We start from the raw sequence: 26235 nt of genomic DNA, 5'->3' as shown, positions 1-26235 counted from the left end.
GTCGGCATGGCTTACGGTTGGTTGGCGCTGTAGTCGCGAGCACCAAACAAGGCGGTACCGATCCTGACCCAGGTGGCGCCCTGGGTAATGGCGGATTCGAGATCGTGACTCATGCCCATGGACAGCGTGTCCAGCGGCAGGGCCAGGCTGGCTTGCAAACGTTGGACGGCGGCGAAGGCTGCGTCCTGGGCGGCGCGCTCTTCGGTTGGCTCGGGGATCGCCATCAGTCCGCGGAGCGTCAGGCGTGGCAATGCGCCGATGGCATCGGCCAGGGCCGGCAGATCCTCCGGGGTACAACCGGATTTGCTGGCTTCCCCGCTGACGTTGACTTGAATGCAGATGTTCAGCGGTGGTAACCCGTCCGGACGCTGCTCGGACAGGCGTTGGGCAATTTTCAAGCGGTCCACGGAATGCACCCAGTCGAAATGTTCGGCGATAGCACGGGTCTTGTTCGATTGAATGGGGCCGATGAAGTGCCAGATCAAGGGCAGGTCAGCCAGTTCGGCCTGCTTGCCCAGCGCTTCCTGCAGGTAGTTCTCACCGAAGTCCCGCAGGCCGGCGGCATAGGCTTCACGCAGGGCCTGGGCGGGCTTGGTCTTGCTCACAGCCAGCAATTGGACGCTGTCTGCGGCGCGGTGGGCGGCTTGCTCCGCAGCGCGGATGCGCGATCTAACCTGAGCGATGTTGTCTGCTATCGTGGACATAAAGAAGCGCCAGCGGTCTGAGGTTCGCGGCATTCTACTGGAATTGAGGAGCGCTATGGATATCACTGAACTGCTGGCGTTCAGCGCCAAACAGGGGGCTTCGGACCTGCATCTGTCCGCGGGGCTGCCGCCGATGATCCGGGTTGATGGCGATGTGCGGCGGATCAACCTGCCGGCACTGGACCACAAACAGGTTCATGAGCTGATCTACGACATCATGAACGACCGGCAACGGGTAGATTACGAAAAGTTTCTGGAAACCGATTTTTCCTTCGATGTACCCGGGGTCGCCCGGTTTCGGGTCAACGCGTTCAATCAGAATCGCGGCGCGGGGGCGGTGTTCCGGACCATTCCGTCGAAAGTCCTGACCATGGAAGAGCTGGGCATGGGCGAGGTGTTTCGCAAAGTGACCGAGGCCCCTCGCGGGCTGGTGCTGGTGACCGGGCCAACCGGCTCAGGCAAATCCACCACCCTGGCGGCGATGATCGACTATCTCAACACCCATAAGCATCACCACATCCTCACCATCGAGGACCCCATCGAATTTGTTCACGAACCACGCAAGTGCCTGATCAACCAGCGCGAAGTGCACCGCGACACCCAAGGTTTTTCCACGGCACTGCGTTCGGCCCTGCGGGAAGACCCGGACGTGATCCTGGTAGGGGAGATGCGTGACCTGGAAACCATCCGCCTGGCACTGACCGCCGCCGAAACCGGGCACTTGGTATTCGGCACCCTGCACACCACGTCGGCGGCCAAGACCATCGACCGGGTGGTGGACGTGTTCCCAGGAGACGAGAAGTCCATGGTGCGCTCGATGTTGTCCGAATCATTGCAGGCGGTGATTTCCCAGACGCTGATCAAGAAGATCGGCGGCGGCCGGGTCGCCGCTCATGAGATCATGCTGGGCACATCGGCGATTCGTAACCTGATCCGCGAGGACAAGGTGGCGCAGATGTACTCGGCGATCCAGACCGGCGGTTCGCTGGGGATGCAGACGCTGGATATGTGTCTGAAGGACCTGGTGACCAAAGGCTTGATCAGCCGTGAGCACGCGCGGGAGCGGGCGCGTACGCCGGATAATTTCTGAGGGATTTTCCGATCGTTCCCACGCTCTGCGTGGGAACGCAGCCGGGGACGCTCCGCGTCCCTGAGAGCCGAACGCAGAGCGTCCGCTGAGGCATTCCCACGCAGAGCGTGGGAACGATCATCAGCGCTGGACGACCCGCATCCCGCCCGGCTCTTTCGGCAACACCCGCTTGGCAACCACGTAGTGGGTGTCCCAGTACGGTTTGTTCAGGGTGTCGATGGTCACCGACTTGCCGCGACGTGGTGCGTGAATGAAGCGGTCGTTGCCCAGGTAGATGGCCACGTGGTTGACCCGGCGGCTCTTGAGCTTGAAGAAGATCAGGTCGCCGGGCTTGAGGTCCTTGCGCTCGACTTTCTCACCGTGACCGGCCGCCATGGCATTCGAGGTGCGTGGCAGGTCGAAAGTGGCGTCGTTGAACGCATATTTCACCAGGCCACTGCAATCGAAGCCTTTACTTGGGCTGCTGCCGCCCCAACGATAAGGTGTGCCGAGTACATTCACGGCACGGCTCAATACGTTGCTGCTCGCTTTGGTCGCCATGGGCGGAACCAGCTTGCTGTTGCCCGTGTTCGTATACTGGACGCTGGGCTTGTTCTTGCTCGAAGGAGCAGAAACATGGGATTTCGGGGTGTAGCCGTTGACGTTGGGAAGACGTTGCTCACGATTGGTGGCGTGGGCGGCCAGTGGCAATAATAGGCAAATGGTTAGCCATGTCTTGAAAAATGGACGCATTAGGCAGGGCTCTTATAGGTTAGCGCGCAACTTTATAACAGCTTTTTGGCGGATTCCGAGGCCGTTTGTCGATCCGAAATCCTGCGCGTAACCCCTGAAAATGCGCCATTTTGCCCCGATTGTCCGGCACAGGCCCCGGAATACGGGGGCTCCGCTGCGCCCAAGGCGCCAAGGACCGCTTGTCGGCAAGACACACAAAAGTCACAAATAAACTGAACAAATTTATCTATCGAGGCAAAAGAGGCCATTCATGAACAGCTATCAGCTGGACGCTAGCCATGACACCCACAGCAAAATCATCGGGTATCTGCTCTGGATTTTCGGTTTCACCGGGGCCCATCGTTTCTACTATGGCAAGCCGGTCACCGGCACGATCTGGTTCTTCACCTTTGGCCTGCTGGGCATAGGCTGGCTGATCGACCTGTTCCTGATTCCTGCCATGGACCGCGAAGCGGACCTGCGCTTCACCCCAGGACCTATCGAATACACCGTGGCGTGGATCCTGTTGACGTTTCTCGGGGTGTTCGGCGTGCACCGGATGTATCAAGGCAAATGGCTCAGCGGGATCATCTACCTGCTGACTGGCGGGGTGTTCTTCCTGGGGGTGCTGTATGACTTTTGGACGCTGAATGACCAGGTTTCGATTCGCAATGCGCAGAAGCGTGGGGCTTTTCAGTAAAACCGGGTTGCTCCCATCGCGAGCAGGCTCGCTCCCACAAGGGATCTTCAGCGCACACAAATTGTGTGAATGCCCTGAAACCCAATGTGGGAGCGAGCCTGCTCGCGATAGGCGCGACGCGGTGTCAGGCCTGATGAGTGACCCGCCCATCCATCAGGGTATAACGCACCACTCCCGGCAAGCTGTGGCCCAGGAACGGGCAGTTGTCGCCCTTGGAGCGCCAGTTTTCCCCGACCACGGTGGAGGCGGCCGGGTCAAACAGCACCAGGTCCGCTGCCGCACCCACCGCCAGTTTCCCGGCTGGTAGTTGCAGTGCCTGGGCCGGGCCGGCGCTAAGGCGCGCCAGCAAGGTCGGCAGGTCGAGCAGGCCGTCTTCCACCAGTGTCATCGCCAGCGGCAACAGCAGTTCGACGCTGCTGATGCCCGGTTCGGTGGCGCCGAAGGGTGCCAGCTTGGCATCGCGCTCATGGGGTTGGTGATGGCTGGAGATGGCCGAGATCACTCCGGATTTCACTGCCTCGCGCAGGCCATTCCGGTCAGCGCGGGTGCGCAGCGGTGGCTGGACGTGATAGACGCTGTTGAAGTCGATCAGGGCTTCGTCGGTCAGGATCAGTTGGTACAGCGCCACATCGGCGGTCACCGGCAAGCCGCGGGCCTGGGCCTGGGCGATCAGCGCCGCGCCACGGGCGCTGGTCAGTTGGCTGAAGTGCGCGCGCACACCGCTTTGTTCCACCAGCAACAGGTCGCGGGCCAGGGCCACGGTCTCGGCGGTCTCAGGTATGCCCGGCAGGCCGAGGAAGCTGGCGGTCGGGCCTTCGTGGGCCAGGCCACCTTCGGCCAGGTCGTGATCCTGGGAGTTGAAGATCACCGTCAGGCCGAAGGTGGCTGCGTATTCCAGGGCGCGGCACAGGGTACGGGTGTTGCGGAAACTGTTCAGGCCGTTGCCGAACGCCACGCAGCCGGCATCGCGCAACGCGATCAGCTCCGCCAGTTGTTCGCCATCGAGGCCTTTGCTCAATGCACCAATCGGAAAGACCTTGGTATTGCCGGCTTCGCGAGCGCGGTCGAGGATCAGTTCGGCCACGGCCGAGGTGTCCAGCACCGGTTTGGTCTGTGGCGGGCAGCACAGGCTGGTCACGCCACCGGCGGCGGCGGCCCGGGTCTCGCTGACGATGCTGCCTTTGCGACTGTAGCCAGGCTCGCGCAGGGCGACGTTCAGGTCGACCAGGCCGGGGGCGGCCACCAGGCCCTGGGCGTCGAGGGTCTCGACCGCCACGAAACCAGCCGGGGCGGCGCCCAGGGCGACGATTTTGCAGGCATCGATATGGATGTCAGTCACTTGATCCAGGCCGCTGGCCGGATCGATCACGCGTGCGCCGAGAATGCTGAGCTTCACTGGGCGTTCTCCTGGTCGAATTGGCGCTGGGCCGTTTGCCCGCTCATGGCCATGGACAGCACGGCCATGCGGATGGCGATGCCGTAGGTCACCTGGTTGAGAATCACCGAATGGGGACCATCGGCCACCGCCGACTCGATCTCCACGCCGCGGTTGATCGGCCCCGGGTGCATGACGATGGCATCCGGCTTGGCTCCGGCCAGGCGAGCGGTGGTGAGGCCGAACAGGCGGTAGAACTCGCCTTCGCTGGGCAGCAGGCCACCGGTCATGCGTTCACGCTGCAGGCGCAGCATGATCACCACGTCGACGTCCTTGAGGCCTTCGGTCATGTCGGTGTAGACCTTCACGCCGTATTGCTCGACGCCGATGGGCAGCAGGGTTTTCGGCGCGATCACGCGGATGTCCGGACAACCGAGGGTCTTGAGGGCGAGCATGTTCGAGCGAGCCACCCGCGAGTGCAGGATGTCGCCGACAATGGCCACCGAGAGGTTCTCGAAGCTGCCCTTGTGCCGGCGAATGGTCAGCATGTCCAGCATGCCCTGGGTCGGGTGGGCGTGACGGCCGTCGCCGCCGTTGATGATCGCCACCTGCGGGCAGACGTGTTCGGCAATGAAGTGTGCCGCGCCGGAGTCTCCGTGACGCACGACGAACATGTCCGCTGCCATGGCTTCGAGATTGCGCAGGGTATCGAGCAGGGTTTCGCCCTTGCTCGCCGAGGACGTCGACACGTTGAGGGTGATGACGTCCGCCGACAGCCGCTGGGCCGCCAGTTCGAAGGTGGTGCGGGTGCGGGTGGAGTTTTCGAAGAACACGTTGCACACGGTCTTGCCGCGCAGCAACGGGACTTTCTTCACCGCCCGGGCACCGACTTCGAGGAACGAGTCGGCGGTGTCGAGGATTTCCGTCAGCAGCTCGCGGCGCAGGCCGTCGAGGGACAGGAAGTGCCGCAGCTGGCCCTGATCGTTGAGCTGCAGCGGGCGCTTGGTTTCGAGAGGCGTCATCGCGATGGACTCTTACAAGGGCTGTTAAAGGGCAAGGTCTTGCAGTTCGAGTTGCAGCGGTGCGGGGCCGGAGAGCTTGACCCGCTGGTGTGCGGCCAGTGTCAACGTCGCGCCGACCACGTTCGGGCGGATCGGCAACTCGGCGGCGTCCAGGTCCAGCAGGCACACCAGGGTCACACTGGCCGGGCGGCCGTAGTCGAACAACTCGTTCATGGCGGCGCGAATGGTCCGGCCGCTCATCAGCACGTCATCGATCAGGACCAGGTGCTGGCCCTCGATCTCGAACGGCAGCGCCGAAGGACGTACCTGTGGGTGCAGGCCGTTCTGGCTGAAGTCGTCGCGGTAGAAGGACACGTCCAGGGTGCCCAGCGGCGATTGGCTGCCAAGCTCCTCGAGCAAGGCCTGGGCAACCCAGACGCCGCCGGTGCGAATGCCGATGTAGCGCGGTTCGCGGATGCCGCGTTGTTCCAGGTGTGCCGTGAGACGGATCGCCATCTGGCTGATCAGGTCGGCAGGATTGGGCAGGCTCATGCTGGCTCCTTCAGGTTCCCGGGCCGGCGGTGAAAGGCCCGGTCTATCGCTAAAAGAAAGCGCCTTGGCGGCGCTTTCAAAATCAGGTGTCGAACAGGGCGCTATTGGCATCGAGCCAGCCCTGCAGCAGCAGGGCGGCGGCGATGGCGTCCACCGGGTTGTCGCGGTAACTGCCTTTCTGCCCGCCACGCTCGAGGCGTTCGCCCTTGGCTTCGAACGTGGTCAGGCGCTCGTCATGGGTGTAGAAGGGCAGGTTGTAGCGGCCATTGAGCCGACGGGCGAATTTTTCGGCGCGCACGCACATGTCGCTGGGCGTACCGTCCATGTTCAGCGGCAGGCCGACCACCACGGCGTCGGGTTTCCATTCCTTGATCAGCGCTTCGACCTGGTTCCAGTCCGGAACGCCATTCTGCGCCTTGAGGGTGCACAGCTCGCGGGCCTGGCCGGTAACGACCTGGCCGACTGCGACGCCGATCTGTTTGGTGCCGTAATCGAAACCCAGCAGCAGGCGCAGGGCCATCAGGCGTGTCCTGCCTGGCTGGTGAGCAGACTGAGGTTGATCCCCAGGCGGTTGGCCGCCGCTTCCAGGCGCAGTTCACTGCTGGTGTTGAACAGGATGTCGGCGTCGAACGGGCAGGTCAGCCAGGCATTGTCGGCCAGTTCGGCCTCCAGTTGCCCGGCTTCCCAACCGGCATAGCCGAGGGCGATCAGGCTTTTTTCCGGACCGACACCGTCGGCGATGGCAAATAACACGTCCTGGGAAGTCGACAGCGACACGCCATTGAGGTCCACGGTGGCCTGGTAGCTCGGCCCCGATGGATGGAGCACGAAACCGCGGTCGGTCTGCACCGGCCCGCCGATGAAAATCGGCACGTGCTGGCACAGGATGGGCGGCTCTACCTCAGGGCGCAGCTGCTCGAGAATGTCCGCCAGGTTCAGCTCCTGCGGGCGATTGATCACCAGCCCCATGGCGCCATTGGCCGTGTGCTCGACGATGTAGGTCAAGGTATGGGCGAAGTTCGGATCGGCCATATGCGGCATGGCGATCAGGAAATGATGCTTGAGGTAGGTGGGGCTGACGTTTTTCATAGGCGATAGTGTGGCGGCGCAGGGGCGAACTGACAAGCTGGGGATGTGCAGGAAATACCTTGGCGACACCGATCAAATGTGGGAGCGGGCTTCGTGGGAGCAAAGCTTGCTCGCGATCCAGGTGCTGCGGTCCTCAAGAGACCGCGGCGTTTTCATCGCGGGCAAGCCTTGCTCCCACACAACCCGCTCCCACAAGGGGCTTGGGCAGTGGGTCAGTTACTGGAGAGCCGGTCACCCCGGGAGAATTTCCAGGTGCGGATGATCTCCAGTCGGTCGATGTCCGACAAATCTCCGGTAAACGGCGCGAACGGCGCCGCCAGGCGCACGATACGCTGGGCCGCCTGGTCCAGCAGCGGCTGGCCAGAGGACTCCAGCACCAGCACTTCATACAAGGAACCGTCGCGGTTGATCGAGACCATGAGCCGCAGGTTGCCGTAGATCTGCTTGCGCCGCGCTTCGTCGGGGTAATTGAGGTTGCCGATGCGCTCGACCTTCTTGCGCCACTCGTCCTTGTACCAGGCGCCCTTGTCACGCATGGTCGAGGCGGCGCTCAGGCGGTGGATACGCGGGCGTTTGGCATAGAGCTGCTGTTCCTGGGCCAGTTCGGCTTCCAGGCTGGCGATGTCGCTGGACAGCTGAGAGCTGTCGAAGGTCGGTGCCGGGGCCTTGGGCTTGGGATCAGGCTTGACCTCTTCCTTGACCGGTGCCTTTTTCGGCTTCGGCGCCACGGTGGTCACGGCGGCCTTGGGGGCCGTTTCCTGCACCTCGGGCTTGGCGGCCGGGGGAGGGCTGGCCTTCTGAACCTGGTTATCCTGGAACGGCGCGATCTCGGTGGTCTTGGGAACCGCCTTTTTTTCCAGGGTGCCGCTGCCTTGCTGGTTTTCCTGGGCGAGGAAATCTGCCTGCTTCGGCTTGGTTTCGCTCTTGAAGGTGGCCAGGGTGATTTCGAGGGTCTGGGTGATCTGCTTGGGCTCGACCGTGGCAAACCCGACGCCCAGCAGCAGCGCCAGGTGGATCAGCGCCGCCAGGAACAGGGTAAAGCCGAGGCGATCAGCCGGACGCACGCCACGGTGGGCGAGCTCTAGGGGCAGATCGGACGGGAGGGTCATGACAAGGAAACCAACATCGCGTTTTTTTCAGGCCGGGCATGATAACGCAATGTGGGTTCCCTTCATCAGATCTGGATCAACGAGCCTTGAGCTTCTGATCGATGGCATCCATCAGCATCCCGCCGATGTCGGTGCCGAAGGCATTATCGATCTCGCGGATGCAGGTCGGGCTGGTGACGTTGATTTCCGTCAGGTGTTCGCCGATCACGTCCAGGCCCACGAACAGCAGGCCTTTCTCGCGCAGGGTCGGGCCGACCTGGGCCGCGATCCAGCGGTCCTTCTCGGTCAGCGGGCGGGCTTCGCCACGGCCGCCGGCGGCCAGGTTGCCGCGGGTTTCGCCCGCTGCCGGAATGCGCGCCAGGCAATAGTCCACCGGCTCGCCATCAATCATCAGGATGCGCTTGTCGCCATCGACGATGGCCGGCAGGTAGCCCTGGATCATGATCTGCTGCTTGCCGTGCAGGGTCAGGGTTTCCAGGATCACGGAGAGGTTCGGGTGGCCGGCGGTGTGGCGGAAGATTGAAGAACCGCCCATGCCGTCCAGGGGCTTGAGGATCACGTCGCCGTGATGATCGGCGAACTCGCGCAGTACATCCGGACGGCGGCTGACGATGGTCGGTGGCGTGCATTGCGGGAACAGGGTGGCGAACAGCTTCTCGTTGCAGTCGCGCAGGCTCTGGGGCTTGTTGACCACCAGCACGCCGGCGGTTTCGGCTTGTTCCAGCAGGTAAGTGGAATACACGAATTCCATGTCGAACGGCGGATCCTTGCGCATCAGGATCACGTCCAGGTCGCTCAGCAGCGCATCGTTTTCGTCGCCCAGTTCAAACCATTTTTCCGGGTTGGCGAAGACTTTCAACGGTTTCATGCGCGCCCGGGCCTGGCCTTCGGCCTGGTAGAGATCGCGCTGTTCCATGTAGAACAATTCCCAGCCGCGCTTTTGAGCGGCCAGCAGCATGGCCAGCGAGCTATCCTTTTTGTAGGAAATGCTGGCGATAGGGTCCATGACAATGCCGACGCGTACGCTCATGGCTTGGTTCCTCGAAATCTGATGGGGCACAAAGGGCGTGAAAAAGTGGCGTCAGAGTGGCGCCCGCCGGATTCGCGGTCAAGGAAAAACCACCGTACCGTCCGGCCGATAGCCCGGCGCTGGAGACTGTGCTAAAAAGGCTGCCATGTGGCGCGCGGGCCTTGAACATCAAGGGCTTGCGCCGTCGGTCGCATTTACGCGTTTAAAACCGGTTCGCAGTGGCAATGGCAGAGCATCCTACGCAGCAGCAACCCAGCGCCTTGAAGGTCATGGTCATCGACGATTCGAAGACCATTCGCCGTACCGCCGAAACCTTGCTGCGCAATGTGGGTTGCGAGGTGATCACGGCGGTCGATGGCTTCGATGCCCTGGCCAAGATCACCGACCATCACCCGGGCATCATCTTTGTCGACATCATGATGCCGCGTCTGGACGGTTACCAGACCTGCGCCCTGATCAAGAACAACAGCGCCTTCAAGGCCACGCCAGTGATCCTGCTGTCGTCCCGGGACGGGCTGTTCGACAAGGCCAAGGGACGTATCGTCGGTTCCGATCAGTTTTTGACCAAGCCTTTCAGCAAGGAAGAACTGCTGGGCGCGATACAAGCTCATGTTCCGGGCTTTGCCGCCGTCCAGCCGCACCAGGCACATTAAATGACGCCCGGCCGCAGAGCCTGGGGTCGACAAGAATGGGGAACACCATGGCACGAATTCTGATCGTCGATGATTCGCCGACTGAAATGTACAAGCTGACCGGCATGCTGGAAAAACACGGTCACCTGGTCCTCAAGGCCGAGAACGGCGCCGACGGCGTGGCCCTGGCCCGCCAGGAAAAGCCCGACGCAGTGTTGATGGACATCGTCATGCCCGGCCTCAACGGGTTCCAGGCGACACGCCAATTGACCAAGGATCCGGAAACCGGGCATATCCCGGTCATCATCATCACCACCAAGGACCAGGAAACCGATAAGGTCTGGGGCACGCGCCAAGGCGCCAAGGACTACCTGACCAAGCCGGTCGACGAAGAAACCCTGATCAAGACCCTGAACAACGTCCTGGCGGGTTGACGGCGCGGCCATGAGCCCATCCCTGACTGCGTTCGAGCTGCTGCTGCAGATCGATCGACGCTGCCGGTCGCTGGCGGCGGACCTGCCGTCCCAACCGACCCACCGTCATGCCTGGAGTGGTATCGGCTTTCGCCTGGGCGAGCGTTGGTACGTGGCGCCCATGGAAGAAGTCAGCGAAGTGCTGCACGAGCCACGTCATACGCATCTGCCTGGGGTCAAGCCGTGGGTGCGTGGTGTGGCCAACCTGCGTGGGCGACTGTTGCCGTTGATGGACCTGTGCGGTTTTTTCGGTCACGAACTGTCGACGGTGCGCAAGCAGCGGCGGGTGCTGGTGGTGGATCATGGCGAGGTGTTCGCCGGGTTGCTGGTGGATGAAGTCCTCGGATTGCAGCATTTCGCCCAGGACAGCCTGGAGCCGATGCAGGCAAACGATCGCGACTGTCCGGAAGCCGCCTTCGTCAAGGGCCGGTTTCGTGGCGAGCGACAGTGGCAGGTGTTCAGCCCTTTTGCGTTGACGCAGTCTGAGGGGTTCATGGATGTGGCTATTTAACAGACACCGCGCAGCCTCCTGTGGGAGCGAGCCTGTGGGAGCAAAGCTTGCTCGCGATGCAGACGCCTCGGTCGGCAGCAAACCGTGTTGTTGTCATCGCGGGCAAGCCTTGCTCCCACAGAGCCGCCCTGAGATCAGTCACCCATGGCGAGTTGGATTGGGCAGTACAGGCGAAAATCGATGAGCAAAGCACACACAGGCAAGCCACTGGAAGCGTCGCGCAGTCGTTCGCAGATCATCGTGCTGTTCGTCGCGCTGATCATCTTCATCATGCTGCTGTTCGCCAATTTCGCGTACCTCAACACCCAGTCCACCTACGATAAACAGTACATCGGCCATGCCGGTGAGTTGCGGGTGTTGTCCCAGCGCATTGCCAAGAACGCCACCGAGGCCGCCGCCGGCAAGGCTGCGGCGTTCAAGTTGCTGAGCGATGCACGCAACGATTTTGCCCAGCGCTGGGGCTACCTCAAGCAGGGTGACCCAGTGACCGGCCTGCCACCGGCGCCCTCGACCCTGCGACCGCAGATGCGCGCGGTGCAACTGGACTGGGAGCGCCTGCTCAAGAACACCGACGCCATCCTGTCCAGCGAGCAGACTGTGCTGTCGCTGCATCAGGTGGCGGCGACCTTGGCCGAAACCGTGCCGCAGTTGCAGGTCGAATATGAAAAAGTCGTCGAGATCCTGTTGCAACGGGGTGCACCAGCGGCCCAGGTGGCCATGGCCCAGCGCCAGTCGCTGTTGGCCGAGCGCATACTGGGTGCGGTGAATACCGTGCTGGCGGGGGATGAGAACGCCAGCCAGGCCGCCGATACCTTTGGCCGCGATGCCGCGCGTTTCGGCCAGGTGCTCAACGGGATGTTGCAAGGCGACCCGGCCTTGAAGATCTCCCAGGTCCAGGATCGCGATGCCCGGGCACGCCTGAGCGAAATCAGTGAACTGTTCGAGTTCGTCTCGGGCTCGGTGGACGAAATCCTCGAAACCTCGCCGGAGCTGTTCAAGGTCCGCGAGTCGGCGGGCAACATCTTCAATCTGTCGCAGACCCTGTTGGACGAAGCCTCGCACCTGACCACCGCACTGGAGAACCTGGCCAGCGGTCGGTCCGTCCACGCCATCGGCGGTTATGTGCTGGGGCTGCTGGCGCTGACATCGATCATCCTGATCGGCCTGGTGATGGTGCGTGAAACCAACCGCCAGTTGCACGAAACCGCGGAAAAGAACGAGCGCAACCAGAACGCGATCATGCGCCTGCTGGACGAAATCGCCGATCTGGCCGACGGCGACCTGACCGTCACCGCGTCGGTCACCGAGGACTTCACCGGCACCATCGCCGACTCGATCAATTATTCGGTGGACCAACTGCGCGACCTGGTCGCCACCATCAACCTCACCGCCGGCCAGGTCGCCGCCGCGGTGCAGGAAACCCAGGCCACCGCCATGCACCTGGCCCAGGCTTCCGAGCACCAGGCCCAGCAGATCAGCGAAGCTTCGACTTCAATCAATGAAATGGCCCAGTCCATCGACCAGGTATCGGCCAACGCCGCCGAGTCGTCGGCGGTGGCCGAGCGCTCCGTGGAGATCGCCAACAAGGGCAACGAGGTGGTGCACAACACCATTCATGGCATGGACAACATTCGCGAGCAGATCCAGGACACCGCCAAGCGCATCAAGCGCCTGGGCGAGTCGTCCCAGGAAATCGGCGACATCGTCAGCCTGATCGACGACATTGCCGACCAGACCAACATATTGGCCCTCAACGCCGCGATCCAGGCGTCCATGGCCGGTGATGCGGGGCGCGGCTTCGCGGTGGTGGCCGATGAAGTACAACGGCTGGCGGAGCGCTCTTCGGCGGCGACCCGGCAGATCGAAACGCTGGTGCGGGCGATCCAGGCCGATACCAACGAAGCGGTGATCTCCATGGAGCAGACCACCAGCGAAGTGGTGCGCGGCGCCCGTCTGGCCCAGGATGCCGGCGTGGCCCTGGAGGAGATCGAGGGCGTGTCGAAGACCCTGGCGGCGCTGATCCAGAGCATTTCCAACGCCGCGCAGCAGCAGACCACTTCGGCGGGACAGATTTCCCTGACGATGAACGTGATCCAGCAGATCACCACCCAGACCTCGTCCGGCTCCACCGCCACCGCCGAGAGCATCGGCAACCTGGCGAAAATGGCCAGCCAGCTGCGCCGGTCGGTGTCCGGGTTCACGTTGCCGGCGGCTAAGGATGAGGACAAGTCTTGATTGTTGGAGGCGGTATACGGGGCGAGGGGAATCATGTGGGAGCAAGGCTTGCCCGCGATGAGAGCGACGCGTCAGGCCGGAGATCGAGTTGCCTTTATCGCGAGCAGGCTTTGCTCCCACAGATGAGTCCTCCCGCCACAAGGAGGGTGTATTTGCCGGATTGGAGCGGTTATGGGTGATCGGCACGACTACGTGGCCCTGGAATGGGTCAAGGGCGAGATTGCCGAAACGCTGAAGCAGGCCCATCTGGCCCTCAACCGGCTGGTGGATGACCCGCAGGCGGCGGATGCCCTTGGGCAATGCCTGGCCTGCATTCACCAGGTACATGGTGGCCTGCAGATGGTCGAGTTCTATGGCGCGGCGTTGCTGGCCGAAGAAATGGAGCACCTGTGCGTCGCCCTGCAGGACAATCGCATCGCCCATCGCGACGAAGCCATCAGCCTGTTGAGCCAGGCCCTGGGACAGCTGCCGATGTACCTGGACCGCATCCAGGGTGCCCGTCGCGACCTGCCGCTGGTGGTCTTGCCGCTGATCAACGACTTGCGCAGTGCCCGGGGCGAAAGCCTGTTGTCGGAAACCAGCCTGTTCAGCCCGGAATTGCCCGATATCGCGCCCCTCGGCGATGCGGCCCTGAAACGGCTCGAGCCGGCGGACCTGCCCGGCACCTTGCGCAAATTGCGCCAGACCTTACAAGTGGCCCTGGTGGGTCTGTTGCGCGAACAGGACGATGCCACCCACCTCGGTTACCTGGCCAAAGTCTTCCATCGCCTCGAAGGGCTCTGCGCAGGCGCGCCGCTCAATGCCCTGTGGCAGGTGGCTTCGGCGTTGATCGAAGGCATGCGTGACGGGCGTATCGCCAACAGCCCGGCATTACGCAGCCTGTTCAAGGAAGCCGACAAGGAACTCAAGCGCCTGCTCGACCAGGGCATGCCCGGTATCAATCAACCGGCACCGCCGCACCTGCTCAAGAGCTTGTTGTTCTATATTGCCAAGGCCGAATACCCCAGCGGGCAGATGCAGATCATGAAAGAACGCTACTCACTGGACGATGCGCTGCCCGACAGCGCCATGCTCGACGAAGAGCGTGCGCGCCTGGCCGGGCCCGACCGCGATGCCATGCGCTCGGTGCTCACCGCGCTCTGCGAGGAACTGGTGCGGGTCAAGGAGCGGCTGGACCTGTTCGTGCGCAGTGACCGCCAGCACGCCTCGGAGCTGGACAGCCTGCTGGCGCCCTTGCGGCAGATCGCCGATACCCTGGCGGTGCTGGGTTTCGGCCAGCCTCGCAAGGTCATCATCGATCAATTGGCGGTGGTCCTGAGCCTCTCCCAAGGCCAACGGGAGCCCGATGACGCGACCCTCATGGACGTCGCCGGGGCCTTGCTCTATGTCGAGGCCAACCTGGCCGGCATGGTGGGCACCGTCGAGCCTGAAAGTCGTGAAGACAGCCAATTGCCCACCACCGACCTGACCCAGATCCACCAGATTGTCATCAAGGAAGCCCACACCTGCCTGCAGCAGGCCAAGGACATGATCGTCGACTACATCGACGCCGATTGGAACAGCGAACAACTACAGACCTTGCCGACCCTGCTGACCCAGGTCCGCGGCGCCCTGGCGATGATCCCCCTGAGTCGCGCTGCCGGCCTGGTGGAGGCCTGCAACGGATTCATTCGCGACCACCTGTTGCTGGACCAGGCCCGACCGGGTTGGGAAGAGCTCGACCATCTGGCCGACGTGATCACCGGTCTTGAATATTACCTGGAGCGTTTGAGCGAAGATCCGGAAACACCCGGCGAGCCGTTGCTGGATGGGGTCGAGCGGAGCCTGGCCGCGCTCGGCTATTTCCCAGATGAGGCCCGGGTACCCTTGCTCGACGATGTGCTGAGCCCCAACGAAGCCCAGGTCATGCAGGATTTGCAGGAGCTGGATGATCCGCAGACCGTGCAGTCCCTCGCCGACATGCTGGCCAGCCCGGTCTCGGCGGTCAATCCGCCGGCCAGGAGCACGCCGGGCAGTCTGCTGCCGCCTCCGGTGGATGAGCACCCGGTCGACGAAGAATTGCGTGAGGTCTTCCTCGAGGAAACCGGCGAGGTGCTGGAGGTGCTGCACGAGTACCTGCCGCGCTGGGCCGCTCAACCTGCCGACCAGGTCGCCCTGGGCGAAGTGCGCCGGGCCTTCCACACGCTCAAGGGCAGCGGCCGCATGGTCCGGGCACTGGTGCTGGGGGAACTGGCCTGGGCGGTGGAGAACCTGCTCAACCGGGTGCTGGAACACAGCGTCGAGCCGAGTGCTACGGTCCTGCAACTGGTGGACGACACAGTACGGCTGTTGCCCACGTTGGTGGCCGATTTTGCCGCCCATCTCCAGCGCCAGCGTGACGATGTCGACCGGTTGGCCGCACGCGCCCACGCCCTGGCCAAGGGCAGCGATGAGCTCGATGAAGACCAGGGGGACGTGGCCGCCCTCGACCCGCTGCTGTTGAAAATCTTCGACAAGGAAGCCCAGGGGCATCTCGCCGGTCTCAATCGTTTTCTCGAGCAGGCCGCCGAACACCTGCCCTTGCAGGCCAGTGACGAATTGCAGCGTGCCCTGCACACCCTCAAGGGCAGCGCATCCATGGCTGGCGTGCTGCCGATTGCCGAGCTGGCCGGGGCGATGGACCAACTTGCCCGGGAGTACAGGGTGCACCTGATAGCCCTCGACCTGGATGAAGTCGAGTGCCTGCTGGAAGCCGAAGGCCTGCTGCGCCTGGGCCTGCGCCAGTTGCACGATGATCCACTGGCGCCGATTCCCGGGGCCGCAGACTTGATCCGGCGAACCCAGGCCCTGGTGGCCGAGCGCCTGCAAGCGGTCAGCGGCACTTCGGACACTGGCGCGCGAAACAAGCGCGACCCGCAACTGATCAACGATTTCCTGGCCCAGGGCATGGACATCCTGCTGGACGCCGAAAATCTGTTGCAACGCTGGCAGCAGCACCCCGGCGAAGGCCAGGAGTTAAGCGCTTTGCTGGATGAGTTGACGACCCTTGGCGAAGGCGCGCACCTGGCCGACCTGCAGCCGGTGGACGAGCTCTGCGAAGCCTTGCTCGATCTTTATGGCGCCGTGGAAGAAAGCAGCCTGGTGGTCAGCGACGAATTCTTCCAGCAGGCGCAACGTGCCCACGAAGCGTTGATCGACATGCTCGATGAGTTGGCGGCCGGTCAGCATGTGCATCCACGACCCGAGCGGATCCAGGCCCTGCATGCGCTGCTCGAGGCTGGTCTAGATCCGTCGGCCACCGGCCTGATCCGCAGCGATGGCAGCCGCACCTTGAGCATCCGCGAGCTGGGGCATGCAACCGCCGAGCTCGAACGCGACGTGCCTGCTGACACATCGATGGACGACGACATCACCTCGATCTTCCTCGAAGAGGCTCAGGACATCCTGGAAAGTGCCGCCCAGGCCCTGCAACGCTGGCTGGCGGACCCGGACAACGGGGCACCGCTGTCCTCGTTGCAGCGGGACCTGCATACCCTCAAGGGTGGTGCGCGCATGGCCGATATCCGGCCGATCAGCGATCTGGCCCAGGAACTGGAAAACCTCTACGAAGGCTTGGTGGATCGCCGCTACAGCTACAGCGATGAGCTGGCTCATCTGCTCAACGGCAGCCACGAGCGCCTCGACCTGTTGCTCGGGCAATTGCAGCAGGGCCAGACCTTGGGCGATCCGGTGTCGCTGATCGACGCCATCCGCCGGTTCCGTCAGGACAAGCCGAACGCCATTGAGGGCGTCGGGTCGATCCCAGGCGACGCGGCCAGCCATGATCCCGAACTGCTGGAGATCTTTCTCGAGGAAGGTTTCGACATCCTCGACAGTTCCGGCGCGGCCTTGCTGCGCTGGCAGGCCGAACCAACGAACCGCCAGGCGGTGGAAACCCTGCTGCGGGACCTGCACACCCTCAAGGGCGGCGCGCGGATGGTGGAGATCGGGCCCATCGGCGACTTGGCCCATGAGTTGGAAAATCTCTATGAAGGCTTGTCCGCGGGCCTGTTGCAACCGACTCCGGCGTTGTTCGTCCTGCTGCAGAGCAGCCATGATCGATTGGCCCACATGCTCGATGCTGTACGGGCCGGCCTGGCATGTCCGCCGGCGGACCGGTTGATTGCGCAGATCCAGGCGGTCAACCACCCGCAGAACAGCGAGACGCCGGCTACGGAGCCCTCCGCAGCCCCGGCGATGCCCGTAGGTCCGGCCACGGCACCCGCGCCCGCCAAACCCGAGCCAACTGCGTCGAGCGATGGTGCGGACATGGTCAAGGTGTCCGCCGAATTGCTGGACGACCTGGTGAACCTGGCGGGGGAAACGTCGATCTTCCGTGGCCGTATCGAACAGCAGGTCAACGATGCACACGTGGCCCTGAGCGAAATGGAAACCACCATCGAGCGCATGCGCGACCAGTTGCGACGCCTGGACACCGAAACCCAGGGGCGGATTCTCAGTCGCCAGCAAGTGGAAGCCGAGCGTCTGGGCTACGAAGAGTTCGACCCGCTGGAAATGGACCGCCACTCCCAGCTGCAACAGTTGTCCCGCGCGCTGTTCGAGTCCGCCTCGGACTTGCTCGACCTCAAGGAAACCCTGGACCGCAGCAACCATGATGCCGAGAACCTGCTGCAGCAACAGCGGCGCATCAACACCCGGCTCCAGGAAGGCCTGATGCGCACCCGCATGGTGCCGTTCGAACGCATGGTGCCGCGGCTCCAGCGCATCGTCCGGCAGGTGGCGCAGGAGCTGGGCAAGGACGTGGAGTTCGTCGTCGATAATGCCGAAGGCGAGATGGATCGCAACGTGCTGGAGCGCATGGCCGCGCCGTTGGAACACATGCTGCGCAACGCCGTCGACCATGGCCTGGAGCCGGCCGACGTGCGCATCGCCGCAGGTAAACCGGCCCGTGGGCGTATCAGTCTCGACCTGTCCCGGGAAGGCGGCGACATCGTCTTCGATATCCGCGACGACGGCGCCGGTGTGCCGCTGGACGCGGTGCGGCGCAAGGCGATCAAGCGTGGGCTGCTGGCGCCGGACAGTGATATCAGCGACCGCGACGTGTTGCAGTTCATCCTGCAGCCGGGGTTCTCCACCGCCGAAAAAATCACCCAGATCTCCGGGCGCGGCGTCGGCATGGACGTGGTCCACGAGGAGGTTCGGCAACTGGGCGGCAGCATGGTCATTGACTCGACGCCGGGGCAGGGCGTGCATTTCCGCATCCGCCTGCCTTTTACCGTGTCGGTCAACCGGGCCCTGATGGTGCAGTGTCACGAAGACCAGTATGCGATCCCGTTGAACACCATCGAAAGCATCGTGCGGGTGCTGCCCGCCGAGCTGGAGGCTTATTACCAGCTCGATCCACCGACCTACAGCTACGCTGGGCTGCGGTATGAGTTGTGCTACCTGGGCGAGCTGCTGAAAACCGCGCCCCGGCCGAAACTGCTGGGCCAGAGCCAGCCCTTGCCGCTGTTGCTGGTGCAGTGCAACGAACGGCATGTCGCGGTGCAGGTGGATGCCACCGTCGGGACCCGGGAGATCGTGGTCAAGAGCCTCGGTCCACAATTCTCGGCGGTGCAGGGCCTGTCCGGCGCGACCATTCTCGGCGACGGCCGGGTGGTGCTGATTCTCGACCTGTTGGCACCGATCCGCGCCATGCCCAACCAGGCCCCACGTCGCCCGGTGCTGACTGAAGGCGAGGGCGAGCACCTGCGGCCGTTGCTGGTGCTGGTGGTGGACGACTCGGTGACGGTCCGCAAGGTCACCAGTCGCCTGTTGGAGCGTCACGGCATGCACGTCCTGACCGCCAAGGACGGCGTGGATGCCATGGCGCTGCTGAGCGAGCACACCCCGGACTTGATGTTGCTGGACATCGAGATGCCGCGCATGGACGGCTTTGAGGTCGCGACGCAAGTACGCGACGACCCGCGCCTGGCGCACCTGCCGATCATCATGATCACCTCCCGCACCGGCCAGAAACACCGCGACCGGGCCATGGCCATCGGCGTCAACGACTACCTGGGCAAGCCCTATCAGGAGTCGGTGCTGCTCGAGAGCATCGCCCACTGGAGCAAGCCCCATGCATGACCATCGCACCCGCTACCTGACCGGGCTGCTGTTGCCCCTGGCCGACCGACACCTGGTGCTGCCCAACGTGGCGGTGGCCGAGCTGATCGACTATCAGAGCGGCACCTTCGATATGGACACCCCGCCGTGGTTCCTGGGCTGGGTCACCTGGCGTGAGCGGCAGATCCCGTTGTTGAGTTTCGAATCGGCTTGCGACCAGAAAACCGTGATTGGCGAGCGCGCCCGCATCGCCGTGCTCAACGCCCTGGGCGGTCGCGCGGAATTGAAGTTCATCGCCCTGCTGGTGCAGGGCATCCCGCGCTCCTACAAACTTGATAGCCAGTTGAGTTACGTCGACGTGCCGTTGTGCGGGCTGGAGCAGGCGGCTGTACAGGTGGGCGAGCATGTGGCGAAGGTGCCGGATCTGTTGGCCCTTGAAGAACTGGTGATCGCCGCCGGACTGGTAAAAGCCTAGCCCGCGGGAAGATGGCGGGTGCAGAGTTTGCGAACCACCTCAACCGAATGTGGGAGCGAGCCTGCTCGCGATGGCGTCGGAACCGTCAATGCAAAGGGCGCCTGACCCACCGCTATCGCGAGCAGGCTCGCTCCCACAGGGGATCGTGGAGAACACCTCCAGAACCAGTGGGAGCCGGGCTTGCCCGCGAAGGCGTGGTACATCCAGTACAAATGCAAGCTGACCCGCCGCTTTCGCGAGCAAGCCCGCTCCCACAGAGCCTCTCGCCCCATACAGATTCATTTCAACCATTACTCCAAGCGTAACGATCCACCGTCGAGCTTGATTGATGCCATCGTCCCATCACTCCTAAGGTGGTCTCCACGACAGCGAACCCGTGGAGTGGTCATGACAACAACAATATCCCCCGACTCGCGCTGGACGCGGCGGCGCGGCGAAAAGCAGCGGCGTCTCGAACAGGTGAAGGGCATGGTCGATGGTGTGGTATTGCCCACCGACCGGATCGTCGAGGCATTGCAGGTTTTGATCGAACCTGGCGACCGTGTGGTGCTGGAAGGCAACAACCAGAAACAGGCGGATTTCCTGTCGCGTTCCCTGGCCAAGGCCGATCCTTCGAAGCTGCACGACCTGCACATGATCATGCCCAGCGTCGGCCGTTCCGAGCATCTGGACCTGTTCGAACGCGGCATCGCCCGCAAACTCGATTTTTCCTTCGCCGGGACCCAGAGCCTGCGCATCAGCCAGTTGCTGGAAGACGGTCTGCTGGAAATCGGCGCGATCCACACCTACATCGAACTCTACGCCCGGCTGGTGGTGGACTTGATTCCCAACGTGGTGCTCTCGGCCGGTTTCATGGCCGACCGCGCCGGTAATATCTACACCGGCCCCAGCACCGAAGACACCCCGGCGTTGATCGAGCCGGCGGCTTTCAGCGATGGCATCGTCATCGTCCAGGTCAACCAGTTGGTGGATGACGTCAGCGACTTGCCACGCGTGGACATCCCGGCGTCCTGGGTGGATTTCGTGGTGGTGGCCGACAAGCCGTTCTACATCGAACCGCTATTCACCCGCGACCCGCGCCACATCAAGCCTGTGCACGTGCTCATGGCGATGATGGCGATCCGTGGGATCTACGAAAAACACAACGTCCAGTCCCTCAACCACGGCATCGGCTTCAACACCGCCGCCATCGAGCTGATCCTGCCGACCTATGGCGAATCCCTCGGTCTGAAGGGCAAGATCTGCCGCAACTGGACCCTCAATCCTCATCCGACGCTGATTCCGGCCATCGAAAGCGGCTGGGTCGACAGCGTGCACTGCTTCGGCACTGAACTGGGCATGGAGCATTACATCGCCGCCCGGCCGGACGTGTTTTTTACTGGCCGCGATGGCTCGCTGCGCTCCAACCGCATGGTCTGCCAACTGGCCGGCCAATACGCGGTGGACCTGTTCATCGGTGCCACCCTGCAAGTGGATGGTGATGGTCATTCCTCGACGGTTACCCGAGGCCGACTGGCCGGTTTCGGTGGTGCGCCAAACATGGGCCATGATCCCCGTGGTCGCCGCCACGGCACCCCGGCCTGGCTCGACATGCGCCACGGCGACGGCGAAGCGCCGTTGCTCGAACGCGGCAAGAAGCTGGTGGTGCAGATGGTCGAGACCTTCCAGGAGGGCGGCAAACCGACGTTCGTCGACACCCTCGATGCGGTGGACGTGGCGAAGAAAGCCGGCATGCCCCTGGCGCCAATCATGATCTACGGCGACGACGTTACCCATCTGTTGACCGAAGAGGGCATCGCCTATCTGTACAAGGCTCGTTCCCTGGAAGAGCGCCAGGCGATGATCGCGGCGGTTGCCGGGGTCACCGCCATCGGCCTGCGCCACAACCCGAAAGACACTGCCCGCATGCGCCGCGAAGGGCTGATCGCCTTGCCCGAAGACTTGGGTATCCGCCGCACCGACGCCACCCGCGAATTGCTCGCCGCCAAGAGCGTGGCCGACCTGGTGGAGTGGTCCGGTGGCCTCTACAACCCACCCGCCAAGTTCAGGAGCTGGTAATGCACGCACTCAACCTGCAACCGAAAACCCTGAGCCTGGCCGAACGGCTGGCGGACCTGGCGGTGGACGCGCTGATCGACGAAGCGGACCTGTCACCCAAACCGGCGCTGGTGGACCGCCGCGGCAATGGCGCCCATACCGATCTGCACCTGGGGCTGATGCACGCCTCGGCGCTTTCCTTGTGGCCCGCCTTCAAGGAAATGGCTGATGCGGCGCTGGCGTTCGGTGAGGTGGGCCTGCCGCTGCGCGAGGCCCTCGGGCGCATCGGTCGTGAAGGCGAAGCGGCGATGCTCGCCACCACCGACGGCGTGAATACCCATCGTGGCGCGATCTGGGCGTTGGGCCTGTTGGTGGCGGCGGCGGCGCTGGAGCCTGAATCCAGCGCCGCCGGTGCCGTCACGTTGCGTGCCGCACGCCTGGCGCTGCTTGAAGATCGCTACGCGCCAAGACCCCTCAGCCATGGCGCCCAAGTGGCCCAGCGCTACGGTGCACGCGGCGCAAGGGAAGAAGCGCAGTTGGGCTTTCCTTCGATCATGCAACGCGCACTGCCGCAACTCAGACGCAGCCGCACCCAGGCCCATGGCGAGCAGAACGCCCGCCTCGACGCCTTACTGGCGATCATGACCCAACTGGCGGACACCTGTGTGCTGTACCGCGCCGGCGAACCCGGTTTGCGGGCCATGCAGGCCGGTGCCCAGGCGGTGCTGGATGCCGGTGGCAGTGCGAGCCTCGACGGTCGTCGCCGATTGCACGCACTGGACCAACAACTGATTGCATTGAACGCCTCGCCCGGCGGCGCCGCCGACCTGCTCGCGGCCTGCCTGTTCATCGACCGTATCGAGTCGGGTGATAGCGTCATCCAGGGAGTTTGCTGATGGAAACCTTATCTTTTGAATTTCCCGCCGGACAGCCGCCACGGGGCCGGGCGCTGGTGGGCTGTGTCGGCTCGGGCGACCTGGAAGTGCTGATCGAGCCGGGGCTGGCGGGCAAGTTGACCATCCAGGTGCAGACCTCGGTCAATGGCAGCGAACAACGCTGGCAGCATCTCTTCAGCCGGATGTTCGACGGCCAGACGCCACCCGCGCTGTCCATCGACATCCATGATTTCGGCGCCACCCCCGGCGTGGTGCGTCTGCGCCTGGAGCAGGGTTTCGAGGAGATCGGCCATGACTGACAGTGCAGCGTTGCTTAACAAGCACAGCTTCGTCGAACTCGGTGCCCGGCAACGGGCGAAGGTCTTGCTCGATGACGGCACGTTTCGCGAACTGCTCGACCCGTTCCAGCGAATCATGTCGCCGTGGCTGCTGCGTCAAGGCGTGGTGCCGCAAAGCGACGACGGCGTGGTGATCGCCAAGGGCAGCATCGACGGCCTGCCGGTGGTGCTCGCCGCCATCGAAGGTGCGTTCCAGGGCGGTAGCCTTGGCGAAGTGGGTGGGGCGAAGATCGCCGGCGCCCTGGAACTGGCCGCCGAGGACAACCGCAAGGGCATTGCGACCCGTGCGGTGCTGCTGTTGGAAACCGGCGGTGTGCGTCTGCAGGAGGCCAATCTGGGGTTGGCGGCCATCGCCGAAATTCATTCGGCAATTGTCGACTTGCGTCAGTACCAGCCGGTGGTCGGTGTAGTGGCTGGCAGTGTCGGTTGCTTTGGCGGCATGTCCATCGCCGCCGGGCTGTGCAGTTATCTGCTGGTGACCCAGGAAGCGCGGCTGGGATTGAACGGCCCGCAAGTGATCGAGCAGGAGGCCGGAATCGAGGAATACGACGCCCGGGATCGCCCGTTTATCTGGAGCCTGACCGGTGGCGAGCAACGCTTCGCCACGGGATTGGTGGATCGCTATTGCGCCGATGATGTGCAGCAGATCCGCCAGCAGGTCAGCCAGTTGTTGCATCTGGGCGTGCCCGCCGAGCACCGCAGCGGCCAGGCCGAGTTGTTCCTGCAACGCCTGGCCCGGTTGGACACTGACGTGCAGATCGAACCGGCAGCGGTTCGCCAGTTGTATCAGGGAGAACGCCCATGAGTTCGTATTCATTGAGAGGCTTGCGCTGGTTCGAAGCCTTGAGTGGTGGCGCCGAGCCGCTGTCGGGACTGCCCGCTTCGGTGAAGGCGGCCGATGCCAGGTTGGGCGGGCAGACCGTGCGCCTGTTGGCGGTGGTGGCCGATCCCGATAATCGTTTTCCCCGGGCTCGCAACGGAGAGGTCGGCCTGCTGGAAGGCTGGGGCCTGGCCAAGGCGGTGGATGACGCCATCGAGGCTGACCGCGAGGCGTCCAGCAAGCGTGCGCTGATCGCCATTGTCGATGTACCCAGCCAGGCTTATGGTCGCCGGGAAGAAGCCCTGGGCATCCATCAGGCGTTGGCTGGTGCGGTGGACAGTTATGCCCGTGCCCGGTTGGCCGGTCACCCGGTGATCGGCTTGCTGGTGGGCAAGGCGATGTCCGGGGCGTTCCTGGCCCACGGCTACCAGGCCAACCGGCTGATTGCATTGCGCGATCCTGGGGTGATGGTCCACGCCATGGGCAAGGCCTCGGCGGCGCGGGTGACCCTGCGCAGTGTCGAGGAATTGGAAGCCCTGGCTGCCAGCGTGCCGCCGATGGCCTATGACATCGACAGCTATGCCAGTCTGGGGTTGTTGTGGGAAACCCTGTCGGTCGAGCAGATCGAACAGCCATCGGCGACCGATCTGGCCCGGGTCACCGATTGCCTGCAACAAGCGATCAACGATGTGGCCGGTGCGCCTCGAAATTTGAGCAGCCGCCTCGGGGCGCCCCATCGGGCCGCTTCCAGCCATGTTCGCCAGTTGCTGAGCGCGCAGTGGTGAACACCTTCCTGGCGCACGACCTGCTCTGGGGGATGACCCCGCAGCAGTTGCCAGCGGATGCGCCGGCGTGGGCTATGCAAGCCCTCGGCCTCGGCCAACCGGTGGTGGTGCGGCGGGCGCTGACGGCGCCGGGACAGGTGGCGGTGGGTGTTCGTGGTCGGACTCGGGAGCAGCGTTACGCCACGTTGATGCAGCTGTCAGCGATCCAGCGTCGGGTACGTCCGGAAGACCTGTGCCACATCGACTGCCAACGGGACTTGCCGGCCCTGCGGGCGCTGTCCCGCCTGCGGCCGATGCTCGACGCCTGCGGCTGGACCTGGGGTATCAGCGGCAGCGCCGGATTCGAACTCGCCAGCGGCATCGAGGCACTGCATGAGCGCAGCGACCTGGATCTGATCCTGCGCACGCCGCAGCCGATGGATCGCGTCCAGGCCAGGGATTTACTGGCGCGACTGGAGGGCTCGGCGTGTGCCGTGGACATGCAGTTGCAGACCCCGTTCGGCGCTGTAGCCCTGCGCGAGTGGGCGGGTTCGTCACGCCGGGTGCTGCTCAAGGATGACGTCCAGGCCCGGCTGGTGAGCAATCCCTGGCAGCCGTCGCTGGAGCAGGTCGCATGAGCAGCCTCCTGGTATTCCCCGGCCAGGGTGCGCAGCGCACGGGCATGCTCCATGGCCTGGCGCCGCATGTGTTGGCCGAGGCGAGCGATGTGCTCGGTGAAGACGTGCTGCAACTGGACGGCGCCGAGGCCTTGCAATCGACCCGCGCCGTGCAGTTGTGCCTGTTGATTGCGGGTGTGGCGGCGTCGCGCCGCTTGCTGGAGCAAGCCCCGGCGCCGGACTACGTGGCGGGGCTGTCCATCGGCGCATATCCGGCGGCGGTGGTGGCGGGTGCGCTGGGGTTCGAGGATGCATTGCGGCTGGTCAGCCTGCGGGGCGAACTGATGCAGCAGGCCTATCCGCAAGGCTATGGCATGACCGCGATCATCGGCCTGGACCTCGCCGCCGTGGAAGGGTTGCTGGCCCAGATACACAGCGACGCAACGCCGGTCTACCTGGCCAATATCAATGCCGATAGCCAGGTGGTCATCGCCGGCAGCGACGAGGCCATGGCGGTCGTTGCCAGCCACGCACGCCGCCAGGGCGCCGGAAAGGCGTGCCGCCTGGCAGTGAGCGTGCCATCCCATTGCCCATTGCTGGAAAGACCCGCGCGAACATTGGCCGAGGCATTTGCCGACGTATCGTTGCGAACTCCCGCATTGGGTTATCTCAGCGGCAGCCGCGCCCGGCCGGTGACAAAGCCCGACGCCTTGCGCGACGACCTCGCTTTCAACATGTGCCGCGTCGTCGATTGGCGCGGTACGGTGCAAAGTGCCTATGAGCGAGGCGTGCGCTTGCAGATCGAGCTGCCACCCGGTGCGGTGCTGACCGGGCTGGCACGCCGGGTGTTCGAGCAAGGCACTGTCATGGCCTTCGACGGTGCCCGGCTCGATACCCTGCAAGCGCTGCTCGCAGAGGAGGGAAGCCGCCAACCCTAGACCACCGACTCAAGCTGGCGAAGCACAAAAACAACAACTTCGACGATGCACTTT

Annotated in this window: 24 protein-coding genes; 15 read left to right on the top strand and 9 right to left on the bottom strand. The window is 63.7% G+C overall.

The genetic code is table 11. From position 1 onward, the window contains the following. Positions 1–11 precede the first annotated feature (11 nt). Positions 12–704 carry a YggS family pyridoxal phosphate-dependent enzyme gene (locus FGE05_RS01120; protein WP_139640880.1) on the bottom strand — a complete coding sequence of 231 codons (693 nt, stop codon included), beginning with the start codon at positions 702–704 and terminating at the stop codon, positions 12–14. Positions 705–759: 55 nt separating this feature from the next. Here FGE05_RS01120 and FGE05_RS01115 point away from each other — a divergent pair, with 55 nt between their 5' ends. Further along, positions 760–1794 carry a type IV pilus twitching motility protein PilT gene (locus tag FGE05_RS01115; protein ID WP_139640879.1) on the top strand — a complete coding sequence of 345 codons (1035 nt, stop codon included), beginning with the start codon at positions 760–762 and terminating at the stop codon, positions 1792–1794. 120 nt (positions 1795–1914) lie between these two features. On the opposite strand, the gene FGE05_RS01110 is transcribed toward FGE05_RS01115, so the two are convergent. Beyond that, on the bottom strand, positions 1915–2526 hold the full coding sequence (locus FGE05_RS01110; protein ID WP_139640877.1) for a C40 family peptidase: 612 nt from the start codon (positions 2524–2526) through the stop codon (positions 1915–1917). A 250-nt stretch (positions 2527–2776) separates the two neighbouring features. On the opposite strand from FGE05_RS01110, the gene FGE05_RS01105 reads away from it, so the two are divergent. Then, entirely contained in the window at positions 2777–3205 is a 429-nt protein-coding gene (locus tag FGE05_RS01105; protein ID WP_139640875.1) for a TM2 domain-containing protein, read from the top strand. Positions 3206–3329: 124 nt separating this feature from the next. Here FGE05_RS01105 and FGE05_RS01100 read toward each other — a convergent pair whose 3' ends face one another. The 7 genes from FGE05_RS01100 to gshB all read right to left on the bottom strand — a co-directional run bounded on the left by FGE05_RS01100 (position 3330) and on the right by gshB (position 9361). Then, complete coding sequence (locus FGE05_RS01100; RefSeq protein ID WP_139640873.1) at positions 3330–4601, bottom strand: dihydroorotase; 1272 nt, start codon at positions 4599–4601, stop codon at positions 3330–3332. Beyond that, positions 4598–5602, bottom strand: a complete 1005-nt coding sequence (locus tag FGE05_RS01095; RefSeq protein WP_003177495.1) for an aspartate carbamoyltransferase catalytic subunit — start codon at positions 5600–5602, stop codon at positions 4598–4600. The genes FGE05_RS01100 and FGE05_RS01095 overlap by 4 nt, the downstream gene beginning before the upstream one ends. Before the next feature lie 24 nt (positions 5603–5626). Further along, positions 5627–6133, bottom strand: coding sequence for a bifunctional pyr operon transcriptional regulator/uracil phosphoribosyltransferase PyrR (gene pyrR, locus FGE05_RS01090; protein ID WP_139640871.1), 507 nt, complete (start codon positions 6131–6133; stop codon positions 5627–5629). Between the two features lie 82 nt (positions 6134–6215). Continuing rightward, the gene (ruvX, locus tag FGE05_RS01085) at positions 6216–6653 is read right to left on the bottom strand and encodes a Holliday junction resolvase RuvX (RefSeq protein WP_041023970.1); all 438 of its coding nucleotides are present in this window, start codon (positions 6651–6653) and stop codon (positions 6216–6218) included. Next, positions 6653–7222 carry a YqgE/AlgH family protein gene (locus FGE05_RS01080; RefSeq protein WP_024778884.1) on the bottom strand — a complete coding sequence of 190 codons (570 nt, stop codon included), beginning with the start codon at positions 7220–7222 and terminating at the stop codon, positions 6653–6655. The genes ruvX and FGE05_RS01080 overlap by 1 nt, the downstream gene beginning before the upstream one ends. A gap of 212 nt (positions 7223–7434) precedes the next feature. After that, positions 7435–8331 (bottom strand): energy transducer TonB, encoded by an 897-nt coding sequence (locus tag FGE05_RS01075; protein WP_139640869.1) that lies wholly within the window; start codon positions 8329–8331, stop codon positions 7435–7437. A gap of 76 nt (positions 8332–8407) precedes the next feature. Then, positions 8408–9361: a glutathione synthase gene (gene gshB / locus FGE05_RS01070; protein WP_139640867.1), complete on the bottom strand. Its 954-nt coding sequence runs from the start codon at positions 9359–9361 to the stop codon at positions 8408–8410. 224 nt (positions 9362–9585) lie between these two features. Here gshB and FGE05_RS01065 point away from each other — a divergent pair, with 224 nt between their 5' ends. From FGE05_RS01065 to mdcH, 13 genes are all read left to right on the top strand, one after another. Then, a complete protein-coding gene (locus FGE05_RS01065) occupies positions 9586–10014 on the top strand; it encodes a PleD family two-component system response regulator (protein ID WP_041023967.1) in 429 nt (142 codons plus the stop codon). A gap of 47 nt (positions 10015–10061) precedes the next feature. Beyond that, positions 10062–10427 (top strand): twitching motility response regulator PilH, encoded by a 366-nt coding sequence (gene pilH, locus FGE05_RS01060; RefSeq protein ID WP_139640864.1) that lies wholly within the window; start codon positions 10062–10064, stop codon positions 10425–10427. Positions 10428–10437: 10 nt separating this feature from the next. Beyond that, positions 10438–10977, top strand: coding sequence for a chemotaxis protein CheW (locus tag FGE05_RS01055; protein WP_139640862.1), 540 nt, complete (start codon positions 10438–10440; stop codon positions 10975–10977). A 180-nt stretch (positions 10978–11157) separates the two neighbouring features. Further along, positions 11158–13212 carry a methyl-accepting chemotaxis protein gene (locus FGE05_RS01050; protein WP_139640860.1) on the top strand — a complete coding sequence of 685 codons (2055 nt, stop codon included), beginning with the start codon at positions 11158–11160 and terminating at the stop codon, positions 13210–13212. A gap of 171 nt (positions 13213–13383) precedes the next feature. Continuing rightward, the gene (locus FGE05_RS01045; protein WP_139640858.1) at positions 13384–19317 is read left to right on the top strand and encodes an Hpt domain-containing protein; all 5934 of its coding nucleotides are present in this window, start codon (positions 13384–13386) and stop codon (positions 19315–19317) included. Next, positions 19310–19771 carry a chemotaxis protein CheW gene (locus FGE05_RS01040; RefSeq protein ID WP_139640857.1) on the top strand — a complete coding sequence of 154 codons (462 nt, stop codon included), beginning with the start codon at positions 19310–19312 and terminating at the stop codon, positions 19769–19771. The genes FGE05_RS01045 and FGE05_RS01040 overlap by 8 nt, the downstream gene beginning before the upstream one ends. A 387-nt stretch (positions 19772–20158) precedes the next feature. Further along, on the top strand, positions 20159–21829 hold the full coding sequence (gene mdcA / locus FGE05_RS01030) for a malonate decarboxylase subunit alpha (protein ID WP_139640853.1): 1671 nt from the start codon (positions 20159–20161) through the stop codon (positions 21827–21829). After that, positions 21829–22704, top strand: a complete 876-nt coding sequence (locus FGE05_RS01025) for a triphosphoribosyl-dephospho-CoA synthase (protein WP_139640851.1) — start codon at positions 21829–21831, stop codon at positions 22702–22704. Before mdcA ends, FGE05_RS01025 begins: the two co-directional genes overlap by 1 nt. Continuing rightward, on the top strand, positions 22704–23003 hold the full coding sequence (locus FGE05_RS01020) for a malonate decarboxylase subunit delta (RefSeq protein WP_024778873.1): 300 nt from the start codon (positions 22704–22706) through the stop codon (positions 23001–23003). Before FGE05_RS01025 ends, FGE05_RS01020 begins: the two co-directional genes overlap by 1 nt. Beyond that, the gene (locus FGE05_RS01015) at positions 22996–23847 is read left to right on the top strand and encodes a biotin-independent malonate decarboxylase subunit beta (RefSeq protein ID WP_139640849.1); all 852 of its coding nucleotides are present in this window, start codon (positions 22996–22998) and stop codon (positions 23845–23847) included. Before FGE05_RS01020 ends, FGE05_RS01015 begins: the two co-directional genes overlap by 8 nt. After that, a complete protein-coding gene (gene mdcE / locus FGE05_RS01010) occupies positions 23844–24647 on the top strand; it encodes a biotin-independent malonate decarboxylase subunit gamma (protein ID WP_139640847.1) in 804 nt (267 codons plus the stop codon). The genes FGE05_RS01015 and mdcE overlap by 4 nt, the downstream gene beginning before the upstream one ends. Further along, positions 24644–25264, top strand: a complete 621-nt coding sequence (locus FGE05_RS01005; RefSeq protein WP_139640844.1) for a malonate decarboxylase holo-ACP synthase — start codon at positions 24644–24646, stop codon at positions 25262–25264. The genes mdcE and FGE05_RS01005 overlap by 4 nt, the downstream gene beginning before the upstream one ends. Then, positions 25261–26181 (top strand): malonate decarboxylase subunit epsilon, encoded by a 921-nt coding sequence (gene mdcH / locus FGE05_RS01000; RefSeq protein WP_139640842.1) that lies wholly within the window; start codon positions 25261–25263, stop codon positions 26179–26181. Before FGE05_RS01005 ends, mdcH begins: the two co-directional genes overlap by 4 nt. The last annotated feature ends 54 nt before the right edge of the window (positions 26182–26235 follow it).

This window comes from Pseudomonas sp. ICMP22404 (assembly GCF_006227205.1).
In the GTDB taxonomy this organism is placed as follows: domain Bacteria; phylum Pseudomonadota; class Gammaproteobacteria; order Pseudomonadales; family Pseudomonadaceae; genus Aquipseudomonas.
Note: the sequence above shows the minus strand (reverse complement) of the source record. Positions and strands in the feature narration are given on the sequence as shown.